Consider the following 14,120-nt stretch of genomic DNA (forward strand, 5'->3'; position numbering starts at 1 on the left):
GTCCGCGGGTACCACCACAGCATGCAGCCGACGTCCACCTCCGATGCGCCGACCGGGCCCGCGGTCGCCCAGGGCGTCTTCAACATCGTCGGTGGACTGTGGCCGCTGGTGAGCCTGCGCAGCTTCGAGTGGGTGTTCGGGCCGAAGCAGGAGCGGTGGCTGGAGTACACCGTCGCCGGTCTGCTCTGCGTCAACGGCGCCGCCCAGATCGCCGCCGCCCGGGCAGGCGAGCCGGTCGCCGCTCGCCGGATCGGTCAGGGGACTGCCCTCACGCTGCTCGCGATCGACCTCGTGTACGTCCCGAAGGGGCGGATCCGCTGGACGTACCTGATCGACGCCGCCATGGAGGCGGGCTGGCTGCTGGCCTGGCGAGGTGCTCGCCGATGGTGACCAACGGCGTCGTCCTCGTCTGGCTCTCCACGATGGCAGCCGGGGCCTTCATGTTCGGTACGGCGAGCCGCTTCGGCGCCCCGCCCGCGGCGATCCGTAACTCCCGGCTGCCGGCCCCGGCCCTGCTCACCCACCCCATGCTGACGGGCGGCGCCTTCGCCGTCTGGCTGGGGTTCATCATCACCGACGACCGAGCCTGGGCCTGGGTCGCCGTCGGCCTGCTCGCCGCCGGCATCGGCCTCGGCGCCTTCCTGTTCGCCCGCACCATGAAGCCCGAGCACGTGGTCGTCGCCGAGGAGCCGGACGAGGTCGTCGGCAACCCCGTCCATGTGCCGTACGACGTCGCCGAGCACGAGATCCCGCGCCCGGTGGTCTACGGCCACGGGATCTTCGCCGCCGTCACGTTCACGCTGGTCCTGCTCGTCGCTCTCGGCGTCGTCGACTGATCGAGCACCGGCCGAGCTCGACCGGTCATGCGGTCAAGCACGGGCGACGCACGATCAACGCAGGCGCTCGGATCGCGGCGACGATCGACGGGTGACAACGACTTCGCCAGATTCGACTGCCTCCCCGACCGTCTCCTCGACCGTCTCCTCGAGCTCGTCCTCCGGCCGCGCCGCGCCGGTGGTGGCGCTCGCCGCCGGGATCGCGATCCTGGTCTCGAGCGAGTTCCTGCCGGCAGGTGTGCTGCCCACGATGGCGCGCGACCTCGGGATCAGCGAGGGGACCGCCGGGCTCGCGGTGGCGGCGACCGCGATCGCCGGGGCCGCGACCGCGCCGACCATCGCCATGATCCTGCCGCGGATGGACCGGCGTACGTTGCTGGTCGGCCTTCTCGTCGCCGCCGCGGTCGCCAACCTGGCGGTCGCGGTGGCGCCGGGGTTCCTCGTCCTGCTCCTCGGCAGGCTGGTCCTCGGCGCGGCGATCGCCGGCTACTGGTCCTTCGCCTTCGCCGTCGGGACATACGCCTCCCCCGGCCGTGACCACGTCATCTCCACCTCGATCGCGCTGGGCGTCACCGGGGCCACGATCGTCGGCCTGCCGCTGGGCTCGCTGCTCGCCGACGGGCCGGGCTGGCGCTGGGGGTTCGCGGCGGCCACGGCGCTGAGCCTGGCCTCCGCCGCAGCGCTCGCGCGGGCGCTGCCGCCGGTGCCCGCCCACCCGGCGGCGGGGCTGGCCATGATGCGTCAGGCTCTCCGCAACCCGCTCCTGGTGGCCGGCGTGGTGGTGCTCGTCGTGGTGGTGCTCGGCAACTTCCTGGCGTACCCGTTCATCCGGATCGCCATCGCCGAGACCTCACCGGGCGCAGGCATGTGGATGCTGGCGCTGTGGGGCGTCGGCGGGCTCTTCGGCAACCTCGCCGCCGGCCGCTTCGCCCACCGCCTGCGCACGGTCGTCACCGTCGCACCGCTCCTTCTCGCCGGCGGGCTGGTGCTGACCGTCCTCGCCGAGAGCACACCGGTGATGGCGCTGGCGATGCTCGTGTGGGGGTTCGGCTTCAACATGGTGCCGGTCGGTACGCAGCTCTGGGTCACCCGCGTCGAGCCCGAGCGCACCGAGTCGGCGCTGGCGCTCCAGGTCACCGCCTTCCAGGTGGCGATCACCCTCGGGGCGGCACTAGGAGGCGCGGTCCTCGACGAGTACGGCGTCGGCCACGTGCTCCTCATCGGCGCGATCGGGGCGGCCGTGGCGGCGGCGGGCTTCGGTGCGCTCCGCGTGCCCCGCTCCTGACGGATCCTCGCGCCACGCCTGGGGACCGATCCCGTGGATCGCGGTGAAGGCGCGGCTGAACGCCGCGCCCGACCCGTAGCCCACGGCGTACGCCACCTGCTCGACCGGACGGTCACCGCCGGCGAGCAGGTGGCGTGCCGCGCGCATCCGGACGTCGCGCAGCGCCTCGCTCGGGCTCTGTCCCAGGCTGCGCCGGAACCGCTCCCCCAGCGCCGACCGGGACAGATGCACCGACTCGGCCATCGACTCGACCGACCAGGCCCGCCCGGGATCCTCGACCAGCGCGGACAGCACCTGTGCGACCGTCGGGTCGAGCACAGGCGCGGGACCATCGGTCCCGCGCCCGGTGTCCTCGAGCCAGGAGGCCGTCATCGCCGCGCCGAGCAGCGACGCGTAGCCCGACGCGAACAGCGCCGAGGGTCGGCACGGTCCCGCCAACGGGCAGCGGCGGAGCAGCTCGGCCACCCCGCCGTGCCGGCCGACGAAGTCGCGCACGACCAGCGGGTTGGCGAGCGGGTAGCCCACCGCGACCGCCCGCAGGTCGGCCCGGATCAGGTTGGCCCCGTCGTGGGTCGCCAGCCGGTGGCTGACCTGCCCTCCGACCAGGGCCGCGTCGCCCGCGCGCAGGAGGTGCGACTGCCCGGCGGCGGTCAGCACGACGGTGCCGTCGTCGACGAGCATCCAGGTGGCGGAGCGTACGTCCTCGCCGGCGGAGCCGGCAGACAGCACGTCCTGGTAGGCGAACGTCATCTCCCACGCCGAACGGTCCTGGTTCACACCTGCCCCAGCGCGCGGGCGGCGCCGGGCTATTCCCGAGCGTCAGTCGGCGATGAACTCGAGGATGTCGGCGATCAGGGCCTTCTGGTAGTCACCCGCGATGCCGTGGGGAGCACCCTCGTAGACCTTCAGCGTGCCGTCCGCGACCAGCTTGACCGCCTTCTCGGCAGCCGCCGCGATCGGCACGATCTGGTCGTCCGAACCGTGTGCGATCAGGGTCGGCACCTCGAGCGCCTTCAGGTCCTCGGTGAAGTCGGTCTCGGAGAAGACCTTGACGCAGTTGTACGCGGCGGCCAGCCCGGCCAGCATCCCTTGGCGCTGGAAGTCGTCGATGAGGCCCTGGGAGACCTTGGCGTCCTCCCGGTTGAAGCCGTAGAAGGGCACCGCGAGGTCCTTGTAGAACTGCGAGCGGTCGGCGAGCACGCCGGCGCGGATGCCGTCGAAGACGTCGATCGGCGTGCCCTCGGGGTTGGTCTCCGACTTGACCATGATCGGCGGCACCGCGCCGACGGTGACGACCTTGCGGACCCGGCCCTTGCCGTGCTGGGCGGCGTAGCGTACGACCTCGCCACCACCGGTCGAGTGCCCGATGACGACGAGCTCGGTGAGGTCGAGGTGCTCGACGAGCTCGGCCAGGTCACGGGCGTAGGTGTCCATGTCGTGGCCGAGGTCGGTGTTGGTCGAGCGGCCGTGGCCACGACGGTCGTGCGCGATCGCCCGGTAGCCGGCGTCGGCGAGGAGCTTGGACTCGACGGCCCAGGCGTCCGAGCTGAGGGGCCAGCCGTGGCTGAGCACGACCGGCTTCCCGGTGCCCCAGTCGGTGTAGTAGATCTCGGTGCCGTCGGAAGTGGTGAACGTAGGCATGGTGGGAGTCCTCGAGGTTCTGCGTCGGTCCGCCGCCCCCATCGCCGGAGCTGTCGCGGTCCCGACGCCAGGTCAATCCTCGGCGTCAGGTAGCCCGGCCCGCCCCGCCGTATCTGCCCGATACCCCACTAATCCGGACACCTTCGACCACACCTCGACCGCAACGGACGGGCCCGGTCAGGTCCAGGGGTTGTGCCACCGCCCGTCGGCCTGCGCCGCCCGGACCTCGGCCATGCCCGCCGGCCGCATGCGACCCTCGGCGGTGAGGCGCTCGACCTTGGAGATGTTGAGCCGGGACCACCTCGAACCCGGGCGCCGGCGGGTGTAGCGCTGCAGATAGGTCTTCTCATCGCCTCGGCGGCGTACGGCCGAGATCCAGCCGAAGCACAGCCCGACGTCGACGAGCTCGTCGGAGGAGAGGGAAGCCGGCTCCACGCCCTTCCTGGTCAGCCGCAGCCATACGGCACGTGTCTCGGGGGCGGCCGTCTCGAAGTACGCCTCGACCTCGGCCACCGACGGCCGGTCCAGAACAGGCTCGCCGTCGATGAACTCCATCTCGCCAATCTAGCGATCCGTGGGCGAGGATGTCCCCGTGATCGACGAGCGCCCCATCAATACCTGGCTGACCGACATGGACGGTGTCCTGGTGCGCGAGGAGGAGCCGATCCCCGGCGCGGCCGAGTTCCTGAAGAAGCTCACCGAGTTGTCGGTGCCATTCATGGTGCTGACCAACAACTCGATCTACACCCCGCGCGACCTTCGGGTCCGGCTGCTCCGCTCCGGCCTGGACGTGCCCGAGAAGTCGATCTGGACCTCGGCGCTGGCCACCGCGCAGTTCCTCGCCGACCAGCGGCCGGACGGCTCGGCCTACGTCGTCGGCGAGGCAGGGCTGACGACCGCGCTGCACGAGGTCGGCTACGTGATGACGGAGACCGCACCCGACTACGTGGTGCTCGGCGAAACCCGCACCTACTCGTTCGAGGCCATCACCCGGGCGATCCGGCTGATCGAGGACGGCGCTCGGTTCATCGCGACCAACCCGGACCCGAGCGGACCGAGCCCGCAGGGCACGCTTCCCGCGACCGGCTCCGTCGCCGCGCTGATCAGCGCCGCCACCAACCGGGCGCCCTACTTCATCGGCAAGCCCAACCCGCTGATGATGCGCAGCGCCCTCAACCAGCTCGAGGCCCACTCCGAGACCACGGTGATGATCGGCGACCGGATGGACACCGACATCATCAGCGGTCTCGAGGCCGGGATGCGCACCATCCTCGTCGAGACCGGGTCGACCAAGCCGGAGCAGGTCGAGACCTTCCCGTTCCGGCCGACGCGCGTGGTCGCGTCCATCGCCGACGTGCTCCCGCTGCTCGACGATCAGTAGGGCAGCGGGCCGTGGCCCGAGACGAACGTCCCGGTCGGGCCGTCCGGGCCGAGCTGTGCCATCCGGACGATGATCTCGGCACCCTCCTCGACGGTCTGGGTGCCGGTGTGACCGTTGAGGTCGGTGTCGGTGAAGCCCGGTTCGACGGCGTTGATCCGGATGGCCGGATAGGCCTTGGCGAGCTGGATGGTGGCGGCGTTGACGGCGGCCTTGGAGGCCGGGTAGCTCAGGCCGCGGTAGAAGTAGGTGAAGCCGTCGGGATCGCTGAGCATGCCGAGCGAGGCCAGGCCGCTGGAGACGTTGACGATGACGGGCGCCGGCGACTTCAGCAGCAGCGGGACGAAGGCCCGGGTCACCCGGAGCCCGCCGAACAGGTTGGTCTCGAAGGTGGCGCGTACGTCCTCGACGCTCTCGTCCGCGGCGGTGGGGATGGCGTTGTCGGCCAGCCGCGGCTCGACGCCGGCGTTGTTGACGAGTACGTCGAGGCCTCCGCCGGCCGCGATCTGCTCGGCCGCGGCGGTGACGGAGGCCTCGTCGGTGACATCGATGCGTACGAACCCGGCGCCGAGCTCGGCGGCCGCGGCCCGGCCACGGGCCTCGTCCCGGGCGCCGATGTAGACGGTGTGCCCCGCGGCGAGGAGGCGGCGGGCGGTCTCCTTGCCGAGGCCCTTGTTGGCCCCGGTGATCAGTGTGGTGGTCATGCCTCCAGACTGCGTCGGCGGAGCGTAGCCAGGAAGCGGTCCGGTTGTCGTAGGACTGGCAGGGCCAGGACACCGGATCCGGCATGCCGGACACTGGAGGGGTGGAGTCGTCGGAGCTCGGTCGGATGCTGCGACGCCGGCGTGACCGCGTGGAACCGGCCGTGGTCGGCCTGCCGACCGGTGGCCGTCGTCGGGCCACCGGGTTGCGGCGCGAGGAGGTCGCGCACCTGGCAGGCATCTCGGTCGACTACCTGACCCGGCTCGAGCAGGGCCGGGCGACGTCGCCGTCGGCGCAGGTCGTCGAGGCGCTGGCCCGGGCGCTCCGCCTCCCCGATGCGGACCGCGACCTGCTGTTCCGTCTGGCCGGGCACGCCACTCCCGGACGCGAGGTGGTTTCCTCGCGGGTCTCACCGAGCGTGCAGCGCCTCCTCGACCGGCTCTCGCACACGCCGGTGGTGGTCTACGACGCGGCGTGGAACCTGGTGATCGCCAACGAGGCCTACGACGCGCTCATGGGCGAGACCTCGACCTGGCGCGGCAACGAGCGCAACGCGGTGTGGCGCAACTTCGTCGGCCCGGGCGGCCGGGCGGTCGCCACCCAGGTGGAGATCGAGGAGCTGCAGGCGGGACTGGTCGCCGACCTGCGGCTCACCGCCGCTCGCTACCCCGGAGACCGGCGGCTGCGCCAGCTCCTCGACGACCTGCGCGCCGCGAGCCCGCGCTTCGTGGACCTGTGGGAGAGCGCCGAGCTCTCCCAGCACCACGAACCGGCCCGACACAAGGTCATCGACCACCCCATCGTCGGCCCCATCCATCTCGACTGCGACACCCTCACCGTCGCCGTCGAGGACCTGCGGATCATGGTCTACACCGCCGAGCCCGGCACCGAGGACGCCGAGCGCCTGGCGTTGGTGACGGTCGTCGGCACCAGGTGCTCGAGGAGCGCTGAGCGCGGCGACGACCGCTCAGTCAGCGAGCTCGAACTCGTCCTGACCCATGCCTCGCCCGCAGTCGGCGGGAAGCGCGGACCGGAACCGACGCTGATACTGCGACGGTGAGATGCCGAGCCGTGTGACGAACGTACGCCGCAGCGCCTCCGGGCTGCCGTAACCCGACTGCACCGCGGTCTCTGTCACGCTGGCACCCCCTTCGAGGCGCATCCGGGCGAGGTCGAAGCGCACCGCGGTGACGTACTCCGACGGCGACTGGCCGAGCTCGATGCGGAAGCGCCGGGCCAGGTGGCGCGGGCTGGTCGAGACGAGTCGGGCGAGGTCGGTCACGGTCCAGGCGCGGGTGGGGTCAGCGTCGACCAGATCGGTCGCCCGGCGGACGATCGAGGCCGGTCGCGCACGGGCCCGCAGCGGGACCGAGTACTGCGACTGGCCGCCGGAGCGCTGCAGGTAGACCAGCAGGAGCTGGGCGATCTGCCGCGAGACGTCGGCGCCATGGTCGTCCTCGACCAGGGCGAGCGCCAGGTCGATGCCCGCCGCGACACCGGCCGAGGTCAGGATGTCGCCGTCACGTACGAAGATCGCGTCGGGCTCGACGCGCACGCGCGGATACAGCCGCTGGAGCTCCGGCACGAACTTCCAGTGGGTCGTGGCCCGTCGGCCGTCGAGCATGCCGATCTCGGCGAGGACGAAGGCGCCGCTGCAGATCGAGACCACGCGCCGGGCACGTGATGCCAGCGAGGCGGCCGCCTCGGTCAGCCCACCGCGCACGAACTCGTGCGGCGGCAGCTCGCTTCCCGGCACGATCACGGTGTCGAACTCGCCCGAGCCATGGGCAGCGCCGTGCACGGACACCCGGCTGCCGAGGGAGGTCACCACATCCTGTCCGTCAGGCGAGAGCAGCACGATGTCGTAGCCGTCCACCGCCTGGTTGGCCTCGACGAGGACCTCGGCAGGGCCGACGTAGTCGAGCGTCTTGACACCGTCGAAGAGCAGGAACGCGATGCGCCGGCGGGCGCGGGACGGGGGCTTCGTTATGTCGTTCACTCCTTCCGGAAATACCTTGCGCACAAGGAATCTACCCGGCACTTACCTTGCGCGCAAGGATTTGCCCGAAAGGCTTGCGCGCAAGGGTTGTAGGGTGAACACATGACAGAGACTCGCCACAGCCTCGAGCTGAGCGAGCAGCTGTGCTTCTCGCTCTACACCGCGCAGCGGCTCGTGACCGCGGCCTACCGACCGATCCTCGACGCCCTGGGACTGACCTATTCCCAGTACGTCGCCATGCTCGTGCTGTGGGAGAGCTCCCCCATCACCACGGGAGAGCTCGGTGAGCGGCTCGGCCTCGACTACGGCACCGTCACGCCGCTGGTCAAGCGCCTGGAGGCCGCCGGGCTGATCTCCCGCGAGAAGCGGCCCGAGGATCAGCGCAGCGTCCGGCTCCGGCTGACCGAGGCCGGCACCGACCTGCGCAGCCGGGCCGAAGGCGTGCCCGACACCATCGCCGAGGTGATGGCGCTGCAGACCGAAGAGTTCACCACGCTCAAGGACTCGCTGGACCACCTCAGCGACAACGTCGCCCAGCGCCTCCGCTGAGCAGACGCGCTCCTCGAGCCGCCCCGCCCCGCCTCACCGACGGAGCGCCAACCCCTGCCGAATCTCTTCGAGGATTCGTGGATACGCGGCGGTCTGGTCGTCAGCGACAGGTATGACTGCGTGAACAGCTCCGGCGGCATAGAGGTCGTACGCGCTGACTCCCTGCGCGCGGGCGAGCTCCGCGGCCCGGTCGGTCACCCCGTGGACGATCACGCTCGCTCCTTCAGGCGGAAGCGCGGAGAGCCACGACGCACTCGTGGCGATCACACGGCGTGCAGGAAACAAAGCGAGTGCCCCACCACCGGCTCCCTCTCCAAGCAACACGCATGCCGTCGGGTGCGGGTGCGTCGTGAGCTCCTCGAGGCACCGCGCGATCTCGAACGCGAGTCCGCCTTCTTCGGCGGTCGGCGACAGATCGGCACCTGGCGTGTCGACAACGGTGAGGACCGGAAGGCGCAGCTCCCGTGCGACTCGGAGCCCCCGACGGGCCTGACGCAGGCCGCCCGGCCCCAACGGCGTCCCGGCGAGCTGAGCGGCTCGGTCCTGACCGATCACGACGCAGGCAACGCCAGCAACCCGTGCGATGGCAACCACTACACTGCGCTCCTGCTCCCCTGCCCCTGTGCCGCGCAGCGGCAGATACTCGGTCGCCGCCGCGGCTAGGAACTCCGCGAGTGCGGGCCGGTCGACTCTCCGCGTCGCGACGACCGACGCCCACACATCCCGGGATGTCGCGGCATCATCGCCAGGACAGGTGGTGGTCACCTCATCCTCCGTTGCCGACATGTCGACCTGACGTACGTTCGGGGCGAGCAGGTCGAGGAGCATCCCGACCTCCCAGCGCGCCTGCCTGACATCGACCACTCGGTCGATGAGTCCGACTCGGTGGAGGTTCTCGGCTCGCTGGACGCCACGCGGGAAGTCACAGTCGTACAGACCCCGGTAGACCTTCGGGCCGAGGAAGCCCGTCAACGCTTCGGGTTCCGCCCACGTCACCTGACCCAAGCCGCCCCACGACGCCATCGCGCCTCCGGTGGTCGGGTGGCGCAGGTGCACCGCGTACAGCAGCCCAGCGTCCTTGTGCGCTCGGATTGCCCGCGCGATCGATGTCATCTGGACGAAGGCAACGGTCCCCTCCTGCATCCGGGTGCCGCCTGACGCGGGGGCAGCGAGGATGGGCAGACCGAGCTCGGTCGCACGAGTGATCGCGGCGACGAGGCGATCAGCCGCGGCGACGCCGATGGATCCTCCGAGAAACCCGAACTCGGACACGAGGACGGCGATCGGCCGCCCTCCGATCCGAGCAACACCGGTCATCACCGACTCGTCCGCGCCGCTGTGCAACGCCGCGGCGGCGAGCTCCGCAGGGTAGTCCGCCGTTCCAGTCAAGGGCTGTTTCGGTGCGGTGTCCCAGCTCTCGAACGAGTCCTCATCGACGAGCGCCGACAGGTAGTCGGCGGCGGAGAGGGCTGTGCGCGCGCTCATGCCGGCGCCTCCTGCTCATCGAGCCAGTCCAGCAGCGCCTGGCGATGCTGGTCGAGCATCGGTGGCGCGGTGTGGTCTTTGCGGCCACCGGCGTACGCGTTGTCGTCGAAGCGGAGAACAGGCCCTGGCAACTCGAGGCTCCCGAACACAGGATGATCGACCTCGATGACCAGGCCCTGCGATCGGGTCTGATCCCAGGCATAGACATCGTCGAGGCTACGAACCTTTCCGGCTGGGATCCCCGCCGCTTCCAGTGCCGCCAGGACGGATGCGCTCGGCGAGTCGCCGAAGGCCATCTCGATGAGCTCGCGAAGCTCGTCACGTCGCTCGACCCGGTCGCCGTTCCGCGCGAAGCGGGGGTCATCGACCTCGAGGCCGACCAGAGGAGCGAAGGAGGTCCACAGCCCCTCGCTGCCGACCGCGATCTGGATCGGAGCATCAGCGGTGCGGAACAGTCCGTAGGGCGCGATCGAGGGGTGCTGGTTGCCGATCGCCCGGGGCACCTCCCCCGCGATCGTGGCCCGCGTGCCCTGAAAGCCATGGATCCCGACGACGGACGCGAGAAGGCTCGTACGCACGACACGGCCGTGGCCGGTCCGCTCCCGCTCGTGCAGCGCAGCCAGCAGACCGAAGGCACCGTTCATACCCGCGAGAAGATCTGCGATCGGCACGCCGACCTTGGTCGGCTCATCGGCCGAGGGGCCGGTCAAGCTCATCAACCCGGCCTCCCCCTGGGCGATCTGGTCGTAGCCGGACCGACCACCTTCCGGGCCGTCGTGCCCGAAGCCCGTGATCGAGAGGATGATCAGACGCGGATTGATGTCATGGAGCTCAGCGAGGGAGAAGCCGAGGCGGTCGAGCACGCCGGTACGGAAGTTCTCGGCCAGGACATCGGCCCGACGGACGAGCCGGCGCAGGATATCCCGTCCCTCCTCGGAGCGCAGGTCGAGTGCGATGGACTCCTTGTTGCGGTTGGCGGAGAGAAAGTAGGTCGACTCGCGGGTGCCGTCCTCGTCGAGGAACGGCGGACCCCAACCCCGCGTGTCGTCGCCGGTGGGCGACTCCACCTTGATGACGCGCGCTCCCAGATCAGCGAGCATCATCGTCGCGTGCGGCCCCGCCAGGGCGCGGGTCAGATCGACGACCACGAGGTCGTCCAGAGGTGCGGACACGGGCGGTCCCCTTTCACCGAGGTCGTCGCCTGGCCCGATGCAGGCAGACGGCGACCGGATGGATGGTTGGTCAGGTCTGGTCAGGTCTGGTCAGGTCTGGTCAGGTCTGGTCAGGTCTGGTCAGGGCTGCAGCGGCGGGTGGTAGTCCAGCGTCCCCGCGAAGAGCCAGAGCAGGCCGAGCACCAGAGGCAGGTGCACGAGGAACTGGACGAAGGTGAAGCCGACGAGATGTCGCGCCCGCAGCCCGAGGATCCCCAGGAGCGGCAGCATCCAGAAGGGGTTGATCAGGTTCGGCAGTGCCTCGGCGGCGTTGTAGATCTGCACGGTCCATCCCAGGTGCGACTCCATGGCGTTCGACGCTTCCATGACGTACGGCGCCTCGATGATCCACTTGCCACCACCGGAGGGGATGAAGAACCCGAGCGTGGCGGAGTAGATCCCGATCACGAGAGCGAAGGTCCCCGGCGTGGAGAGGTTGACGAAGCCTTCGGAGATCAGATGGGCCAGGCTGTTGCCGTCCTCCGACTGAGCGCGGGTCAGGATCGCCGCGATTCCGGCGTAGAACGGGAACTGGACGAGGATGCCCGATGTCGCAGGGACGGCGTTCGAGACTGCGTCCAAGAAGCTGCGTGGACGCCAGTGGAGGAGCATCCCCAGGGCGAGGAACAACAGGTTGTAGGTGTTCAGATTCGAGATGACCACGATCGGGTCGCCGGTCGCGAACTCGCGGACCAGCCAGCCGGCCACCAGGGCCGCCACGACGATCGTCAGCAGCGGGCTGAACTCCAGCCAGTCGCCGGGCCGCTCCCGCTTCCGACGGGTGGCCGCCTTCTCGGCCAGGTCGACACCGAGGTCCCGCGCGCTGACCGCATTGCGCTCGCCGGGCGCCGAGAGGAAGGCGATCGCGACGCTGGCGACCAAGATGATCGCCGCCAGGGCCAGCGACTGCCACAGGAAGATGGTCTCCCGGAACGGAATCACGCCCGTGATCGCGAGCAGATCGGGAGGGAGGCTGTCCGGGTTGGCCTGGAGCTGTGCGGCCGAGGAGCTGATGCCCAGGGCCCAGATCCCGCCGATGCCGAGGTATGCCGCGGCGCCGGCCGCACGATAGTCGACCTTGATGTCCTCCCGCCGCCCGACGGCCTTGGCGAGCAGTCCCGCGAAGACGAGGCCGAACCCCCAGTTGATCAACGAGGTCGCCAGGCTGACAGTCGCAATGAAGGAGATCGCGGTTCGTCCGGTTCGGGGTACCGCCGCCAGCCGGTCGATCAGCTTGCTCGCGGGCGGGGAGGTGGCGACGACGTACCCGGTGACCACGACCAGGGCCATCTGCATGGTGAACGGAATGAGATCCCAGAACCCGGTGCTGAAGCTGTCCGCCACAGCCGTGGCCGGCGCCCCCATCACCAGCGCGGCGACGGCAGAGACGGCGACGGCGATCAGGGCGAACACGAAGGCGTCAGGGAACCACTTCTCGACGAAACCGGAGAACTTCAGCGCCAGTCGGGCCCAGAAGCCGTCACGGACATGGTCGTTCGGGCTGTCCTGGCCGAGGGCGGTGTCCGCATCGACCGCAGTGCGCCGGTTCATCGGATTGCTCCAGCGACACCGCGGGGAGCAAGCGGAAGCCGGTTTGCGATCTCTACGCGCTGTTCGAAGCGCTGGGCGTAGGACAGGAGCCTGGCCTCCGACCCTGGCCTCCCGACGAGCTGGACCCCGATCGGCAGACCGTCCTGGTCCAGTCCGCTCGGCAGGGCGACCACCGGGCAACCGGTCAGCGAGATGCAGAACGTGATCGCGATCCAGTCGATGTAGGTCGCCAGCTCGGTTCCGTCGATCTCCTGCGGCGACGTCCACTCGACCGGGAAAGGCGGCAGCGGCGCGCTCGGCACGACCAGGACATCGTGGTCGTCGAAGAAGTCCAGGACACGGTGGACCAGGGCTCCCCGGACGCGTTCGGCCCACTGCAGGTCGGCCGTGGTCTGAGCGAGGCCCTTCTCGATGTTCCACACGATGTCGGGCTTGATCAGCTCTCGATGGCGCTCGAGTGTGCTGGCATGCATCGTGGCGATCAGGTGGGCCCGCAGGATCTGGAACGCGTCGTAGGCACCGCCGAAGTCGGGGGTGCCGTCGACGACCTCGGACCCCATCGCGGTGAAGTGGGCGAGCGAGTCGCGCGTGATGCGTCGAACGGTCTCCTCGACAGGGAGAAACCCCAGGTCCGGCGAGTAGGCGACCCGTGCAGGCGCGTCGTACGAGTCCAGCGAGGCGACGAACGACGTCGGCCGCTCCTGCCTCGTGAGTGGGTCGTGCTCGTCATAGCCGATCATCGCGTCGAGCATCAGCGCGGCGTCGGCAACGTTGCGGGCCATCGGCCCCTCGACCCACAGGGTGTCAAAGGGGACCGCGGGGGTTCGCCGCGGCACTCGGCCGGCAGTCGGACGGATACCGACGATGCCGTTGAAGCCGGCCGGTGTCCGAAGCGACCCACCCAGGTCGTTGCCGGTGGCCAACCACGCGGATCCTGAGGCGAGACAAGCAGCGGCACCACCGGAGGATCCGCCGACGGAGCGACCGAGATCCCACGGGTTGCGACTGGGGCCGAAGAGCGGGTTGTACGTGTGACCACCGGCAAACTCCGGGACGTTGGACTTCGCATAAGCGATGGCCCCGTTGCCCTCGAGAACACGGACCATCGCGTCGGACTCCTCGGCAACGCTGTCGGCGTAGATCGGTGAGCCGAAGGTGGTGCGCTGCCCGGCGACGTCGTTGTAGTCCTTGACCGCCACCGGAAGGCCGGCCAGAAGACCACGGTTTTTGGGATCGGGGTGGTTCTTCATCATCGCCTCGGCCTGCTGACGAGCATTGTCGAAGAACCGGATGGGGAGTGCGTTCACCTCGGCGTCCGCTTCGGCAACGTGCTCCTCGAGAGTCTTGACCAGTTCAAGTGGCGAGACCTCGCCCCTGCGGAGCAAGTCGACGACCTCGCGGGCGGTCTTACGGATGATGTCGTTCACGGCGACCTCCAATTGATCGGACCCCGGTCCGGGGATTCGCCTCAACTGTGTCCCCG

At 69.9% G+C, this 14,120-nt stretch carries 15 protein-coding genes; 6 read left to right on the forward strand and 9 right to left on the reverse strand.

The window, feature by feature from the left end:
- Window positions 1-21 precede the first annotated feature (21 nt).
- The 3 genes from ACFVJS_RS04155 (at window position 22) to ACFVJS_RS04165 (ending at window position 2,121) form a co-directional block, all read left to right on the forward strand.
- Window positions 22-390: a hypothetical protein gene (locus ACFVJS_RS04155; protein ID WP_378877679.1), complete on the forward strand. Its 369-nt coding sequence runs from the start codon at window positions 22-24 to the stop codon at window positions 388-390.
- Complete coding sequence (locus ACFVJS_RS04160) at window positions 384-836, forward strand: hypothetical protein (protein ID WP_378877680.1); 453 nt, start codon at window positions 384-386, stop codon at window positions 834-836. Before ACFVJS_RS04155 ends, ACFVJS_RS04160 begins: the two co-directional genes overlap by 7 nt.
- 91 nt (window positions 837-927) lie before the next feature.
- Window positions 928-2,121, forward strand: coding sequence for an MFS transporter (locus ACFVJS_RS04165; RefSeq protein WP_378877681.1), 1,194 nt, complete (start codon window positions 928-930; stop codon window positions 2,119-2,121).
- Here the strand turns inward: ACFVJS_RS04165 and ACFVJS_RS04170 are convergent.
- From ACFVJS_RS04170 to ACFVJS_RS04180, 3 genes are all read right to left on the reverse strand, one after another.
- On the reverse strand, window positions 2,008-2,898 hold the full coding sequence (locus tag ACFVJS_RS04170; protein ID WP_378877682.1) for a helix-turn-helix domain-containing protein: 891 nt from the start codon (window positions 2,896-2,898) through the stop codon (window positions 2,008-2,010). The two genes, ACFVJS_RS04165 and ACFVJS_RS04170, sit on opposite strands and share 114 nt — an antisense overlap.
- Window positions 2,899-2,940: 42 nt before the next feature.
- Complete coding sequence (locus tag ACFVJS_RS04175) at window positions 2,941-3,762, reverse strand: alpha/beta fold hydrolase (RefSeq protein ID WP_378877683.1); 822 nt, start codon at window positions 3,760-3,762, stop codon at window positions 2,941-2,943.
- Between the two features lie 177 nt (window positions 3,763-3,939).
- Window positions 3,940-4,317 carry a YdeI family protein gene (locus ACFVJS_RS04180; RefSeq protein WP_378877684.1) on the reverse strand — a complete coding sequence of 126 codons (378 nt, stop codon included), beginning with the start codon at window positions 4,315-4,317 and terminating at the stop codon, window positions 3,940-3,942.
- A 76-nt stretch (window positions 4,318-4,393) separates the two neighbouring features.
- On the opposite strand from ACFVJS_RS04180, the gene ACFVJS_RS04185 reads away from it, so the two are divergent.
- Entirely contained in the window at window positions 4,394-5,143 is a 750-nt protein-coding gene (locus ACFVJS_RS04185; RefSeq protein WP_378877709.1) for an HAD-IIA family hydrolase, read from the forward strand.
- On the opposite strand, the gene ACFVJS_RS04190 is transcribed toward ACFVJS_RS04185, so the two are convergent.
- Window positions 5,137-5,844, reverse strand: coding sequence for an SDR family NAD(P)-dependent oxidoreductase (locus ACFVJS_RS04190; RefSeq protein ID WP_378877685.1), 708 nt, complete (start codon window positions 5,842-5,844; stop codon window positions 5,137-5,139). The genes ACFVJS_RS04185 and ACFVJS_RS04190 overlap by 7 nt on opposite strands.
- An 83-nt stretch (window positions 5,845-5,927) precedes the next feature.
- Here ACFVJS_RS04190 and ACFVJS_RS04195 point away from each other — a divergent pair, with 83 nt between their 5' ends.
- On the forward strand, window positions 5,928-6,902 hold the full coding sequence (locus tag ACFVJS_RS04195) for a helix-turn-helix transcriptional regulator (RefSeq protein WP_378877686.1): 975 nt from the start codon (window positions 5,928-5,930) through the stop codon (window positions 6,900-6,902).
- On the opposite strand, the gene ACFVJS_RS04200 is transcribed toward ACFVJS_RS04195, so the two are convergent.
- Window positions 6,810-7,841 carry a GlxA family transcriptional regulator gene (locus ACFVJS_RS04200; protein ID WP_378877687.1) on the reverse strand — a complete coding sequence of 344 codons (1,032 nt, stop codon included), beginning with the start codon at window positions 7,839-7,841 and terminating at the stop codon, window positions 6,810-6,812. The genes ACFVJS_RS04195 and ACFVJS_RS04200 overlap by 93 nt on opposite strands.
- A 102-nt stretch (window positions 7,842-7,943) precedes the next feature.
- Here ACFVJS_RS04200 and ACFVJS_RS04205 point away from each other — a divergent pair, with 102 nt between their 5' ends.
- Window positions 7,944-8,390 carry a MarR family winged helix-turn-helix transcriptional regulator gene (locus tag ACFVJS_RS04205; RefSeq protein ID WP_378877688.1) on the forward strand — a complete coding sequence of 149 codons (447 nt, stop codon included), beginning with the start codon at window positions 7,944-7,946 and terminating at the stop codon, window positions 8,388-8,390.
- A gap of 33 nt (window positions 8,391-8,423) precedes the next feature.
- Here the strand turns inward: ACFVJS_RS04205 and ACFVJS_RS04210 are convergent, their stop codons facing one another.
- The 4 genes from ACFVJS_RS04210 to ACFVJS_RS04225 all read right to left on the reverse strand — a co-directional run bounded on the left by ACFVJS_RS04210 (window position 8,424) and on the right by ACFVJS_RS04225 (window position 14,064).
- A complete protein-coding gene (locus tag ACFVJS_RS04210; protein ID WP_378877689.1) occupies window positions 8,424-9,875 on the reverse strand; it encodes a carboxyl transferase domain-containing protein in 1,452 nt (483 codons plus the stop codon).
- A complete protein-coding gene (locus ACFVJS_RS04215) occupies window positions 9,872-11,047 on the reverse strand; it encodes a CaiB/BaiF CoA transferase family protein (RefSeq protein WP_378877690.1) in 1,176 nt (391 codons plus the stop codon). The genes ACFVJS_RS04210 and ACFVJS_RS04215 overlap by 4 nt, the downstream gene beginning before the upstream one ends.
- Window positions 11,048-11,167: 120 nt before the next feature.
- Window positions 11,168-12,637 carry a short-chain fatty acid transporter gene (locus tag ACFVJS_RS04220; RefSeq protein ID WP_378877691.1) on the reverse strand — a complete coding sequence of 490 codons (1,470 nt, stop codon included), beginning with the start codon at window positions 12,635-12,637 and terminating at the stop codon, window positions 11,168-11,170.
- Entirely contained in the window at window positions 12,634-14,064 is a 1,431-nt protein-coding gene (locus ACFVJS_RS04225) for an amidase (RefSeq protein ID WP_378877692.1), read from the reverse strand. The genes ACFVJS_RS04220 and ACFVJS_RS04225 overlap by 4 nt, the downstream gene beginning before the upstream one ends.
- Between the last annotated feature and the right edge of the window lie 56 nt (window positions 14,065-14,120).

It is taken from the genome of Nocardioides sp. NPDC057772 (assembly GCF_042798075.1).
In the GTDB taxonomy this organism is placed as follows: domain Bacteria; phylum Actinomycetota; class Actinomycetes; order Propionibacteriales; family Nocardioidaceae; genus Nocardioides.

Bases quoted from the DNA above. Each gene is read 5' to 3' on its own strand.
- ACFVJS_RS04155 (WP_378877679.1), top strand. From the start codon at position 22: ATGCAGCCGACGTCCACCTCCGATGCGCCGACCGGGCCCGCGGTCGCC.
- ACFVJS_RS04160 (WP_378877680.1), top strand. From the start codon at position 384: ATGGTGACCAACGGCGTCGTCCTCGTCTGGCTCTCCACGATGGCAGCC.
- ACFVJS_RS04175 (WP_378877683.1), bottom strand. From the start codon at position 3,762: ATGCCTACGTTCACCACTTCCGACGGCACCGAGATCTACTACACCGAC.
- ACFVJS_RS04180 (WP_378877684.1), bottom strand. From the start codon at position 4,317: ATGGAGTTCATCGACGGCGAGCCTGTTCTGGACCGGCCGTCGGTGGCC.
- ACFVJS_RS04185 (WP_378877709.1), top strand. From the start codon at position 4,394: ATGGACGGTGTCCTGGTGCGCGAGGAGGAGCCGATCCCCGGCGCGGCC.
- ACFVJS_RS04190 (WP_378877685.1), bottom strand. From the start codon at position 5,844: ATGACCACCACACTGATCACCGGGGCCAACAAGGGCCTCGGCAAGGAG.
- ACFVJS_RS04195 (WP_378877686.1), top strand. From the start codon at position 5,928: ATGCCGGACACTGGAGGGGTGGAGTCGTCGGAGCTCGGTCGGATGCTG.
- ACFVJS_RS04205 (WP_378877688.1), top strand. From the start codon at position 7,944: ATGACAGAGACTCGCCACAGCCTCGAGCTGAGCGAGCAGCTGTGCTTC.
- ACFVJS_RS04210 (WP_378877689.1), bottom strand. From the start codon at position 9,875: ATGAGCGCGCGCACAGCCCTCTCCGCCGCCGACTACCTGTCGGCGCTC.
- ACFVJS_RS04220 (WP_378877691.1), bottom strand. From the start codon at position 12,637: ATGAACCGGCGCACTGCGGTCGATGCGGACACCGCCCTCGGCCAGGAC.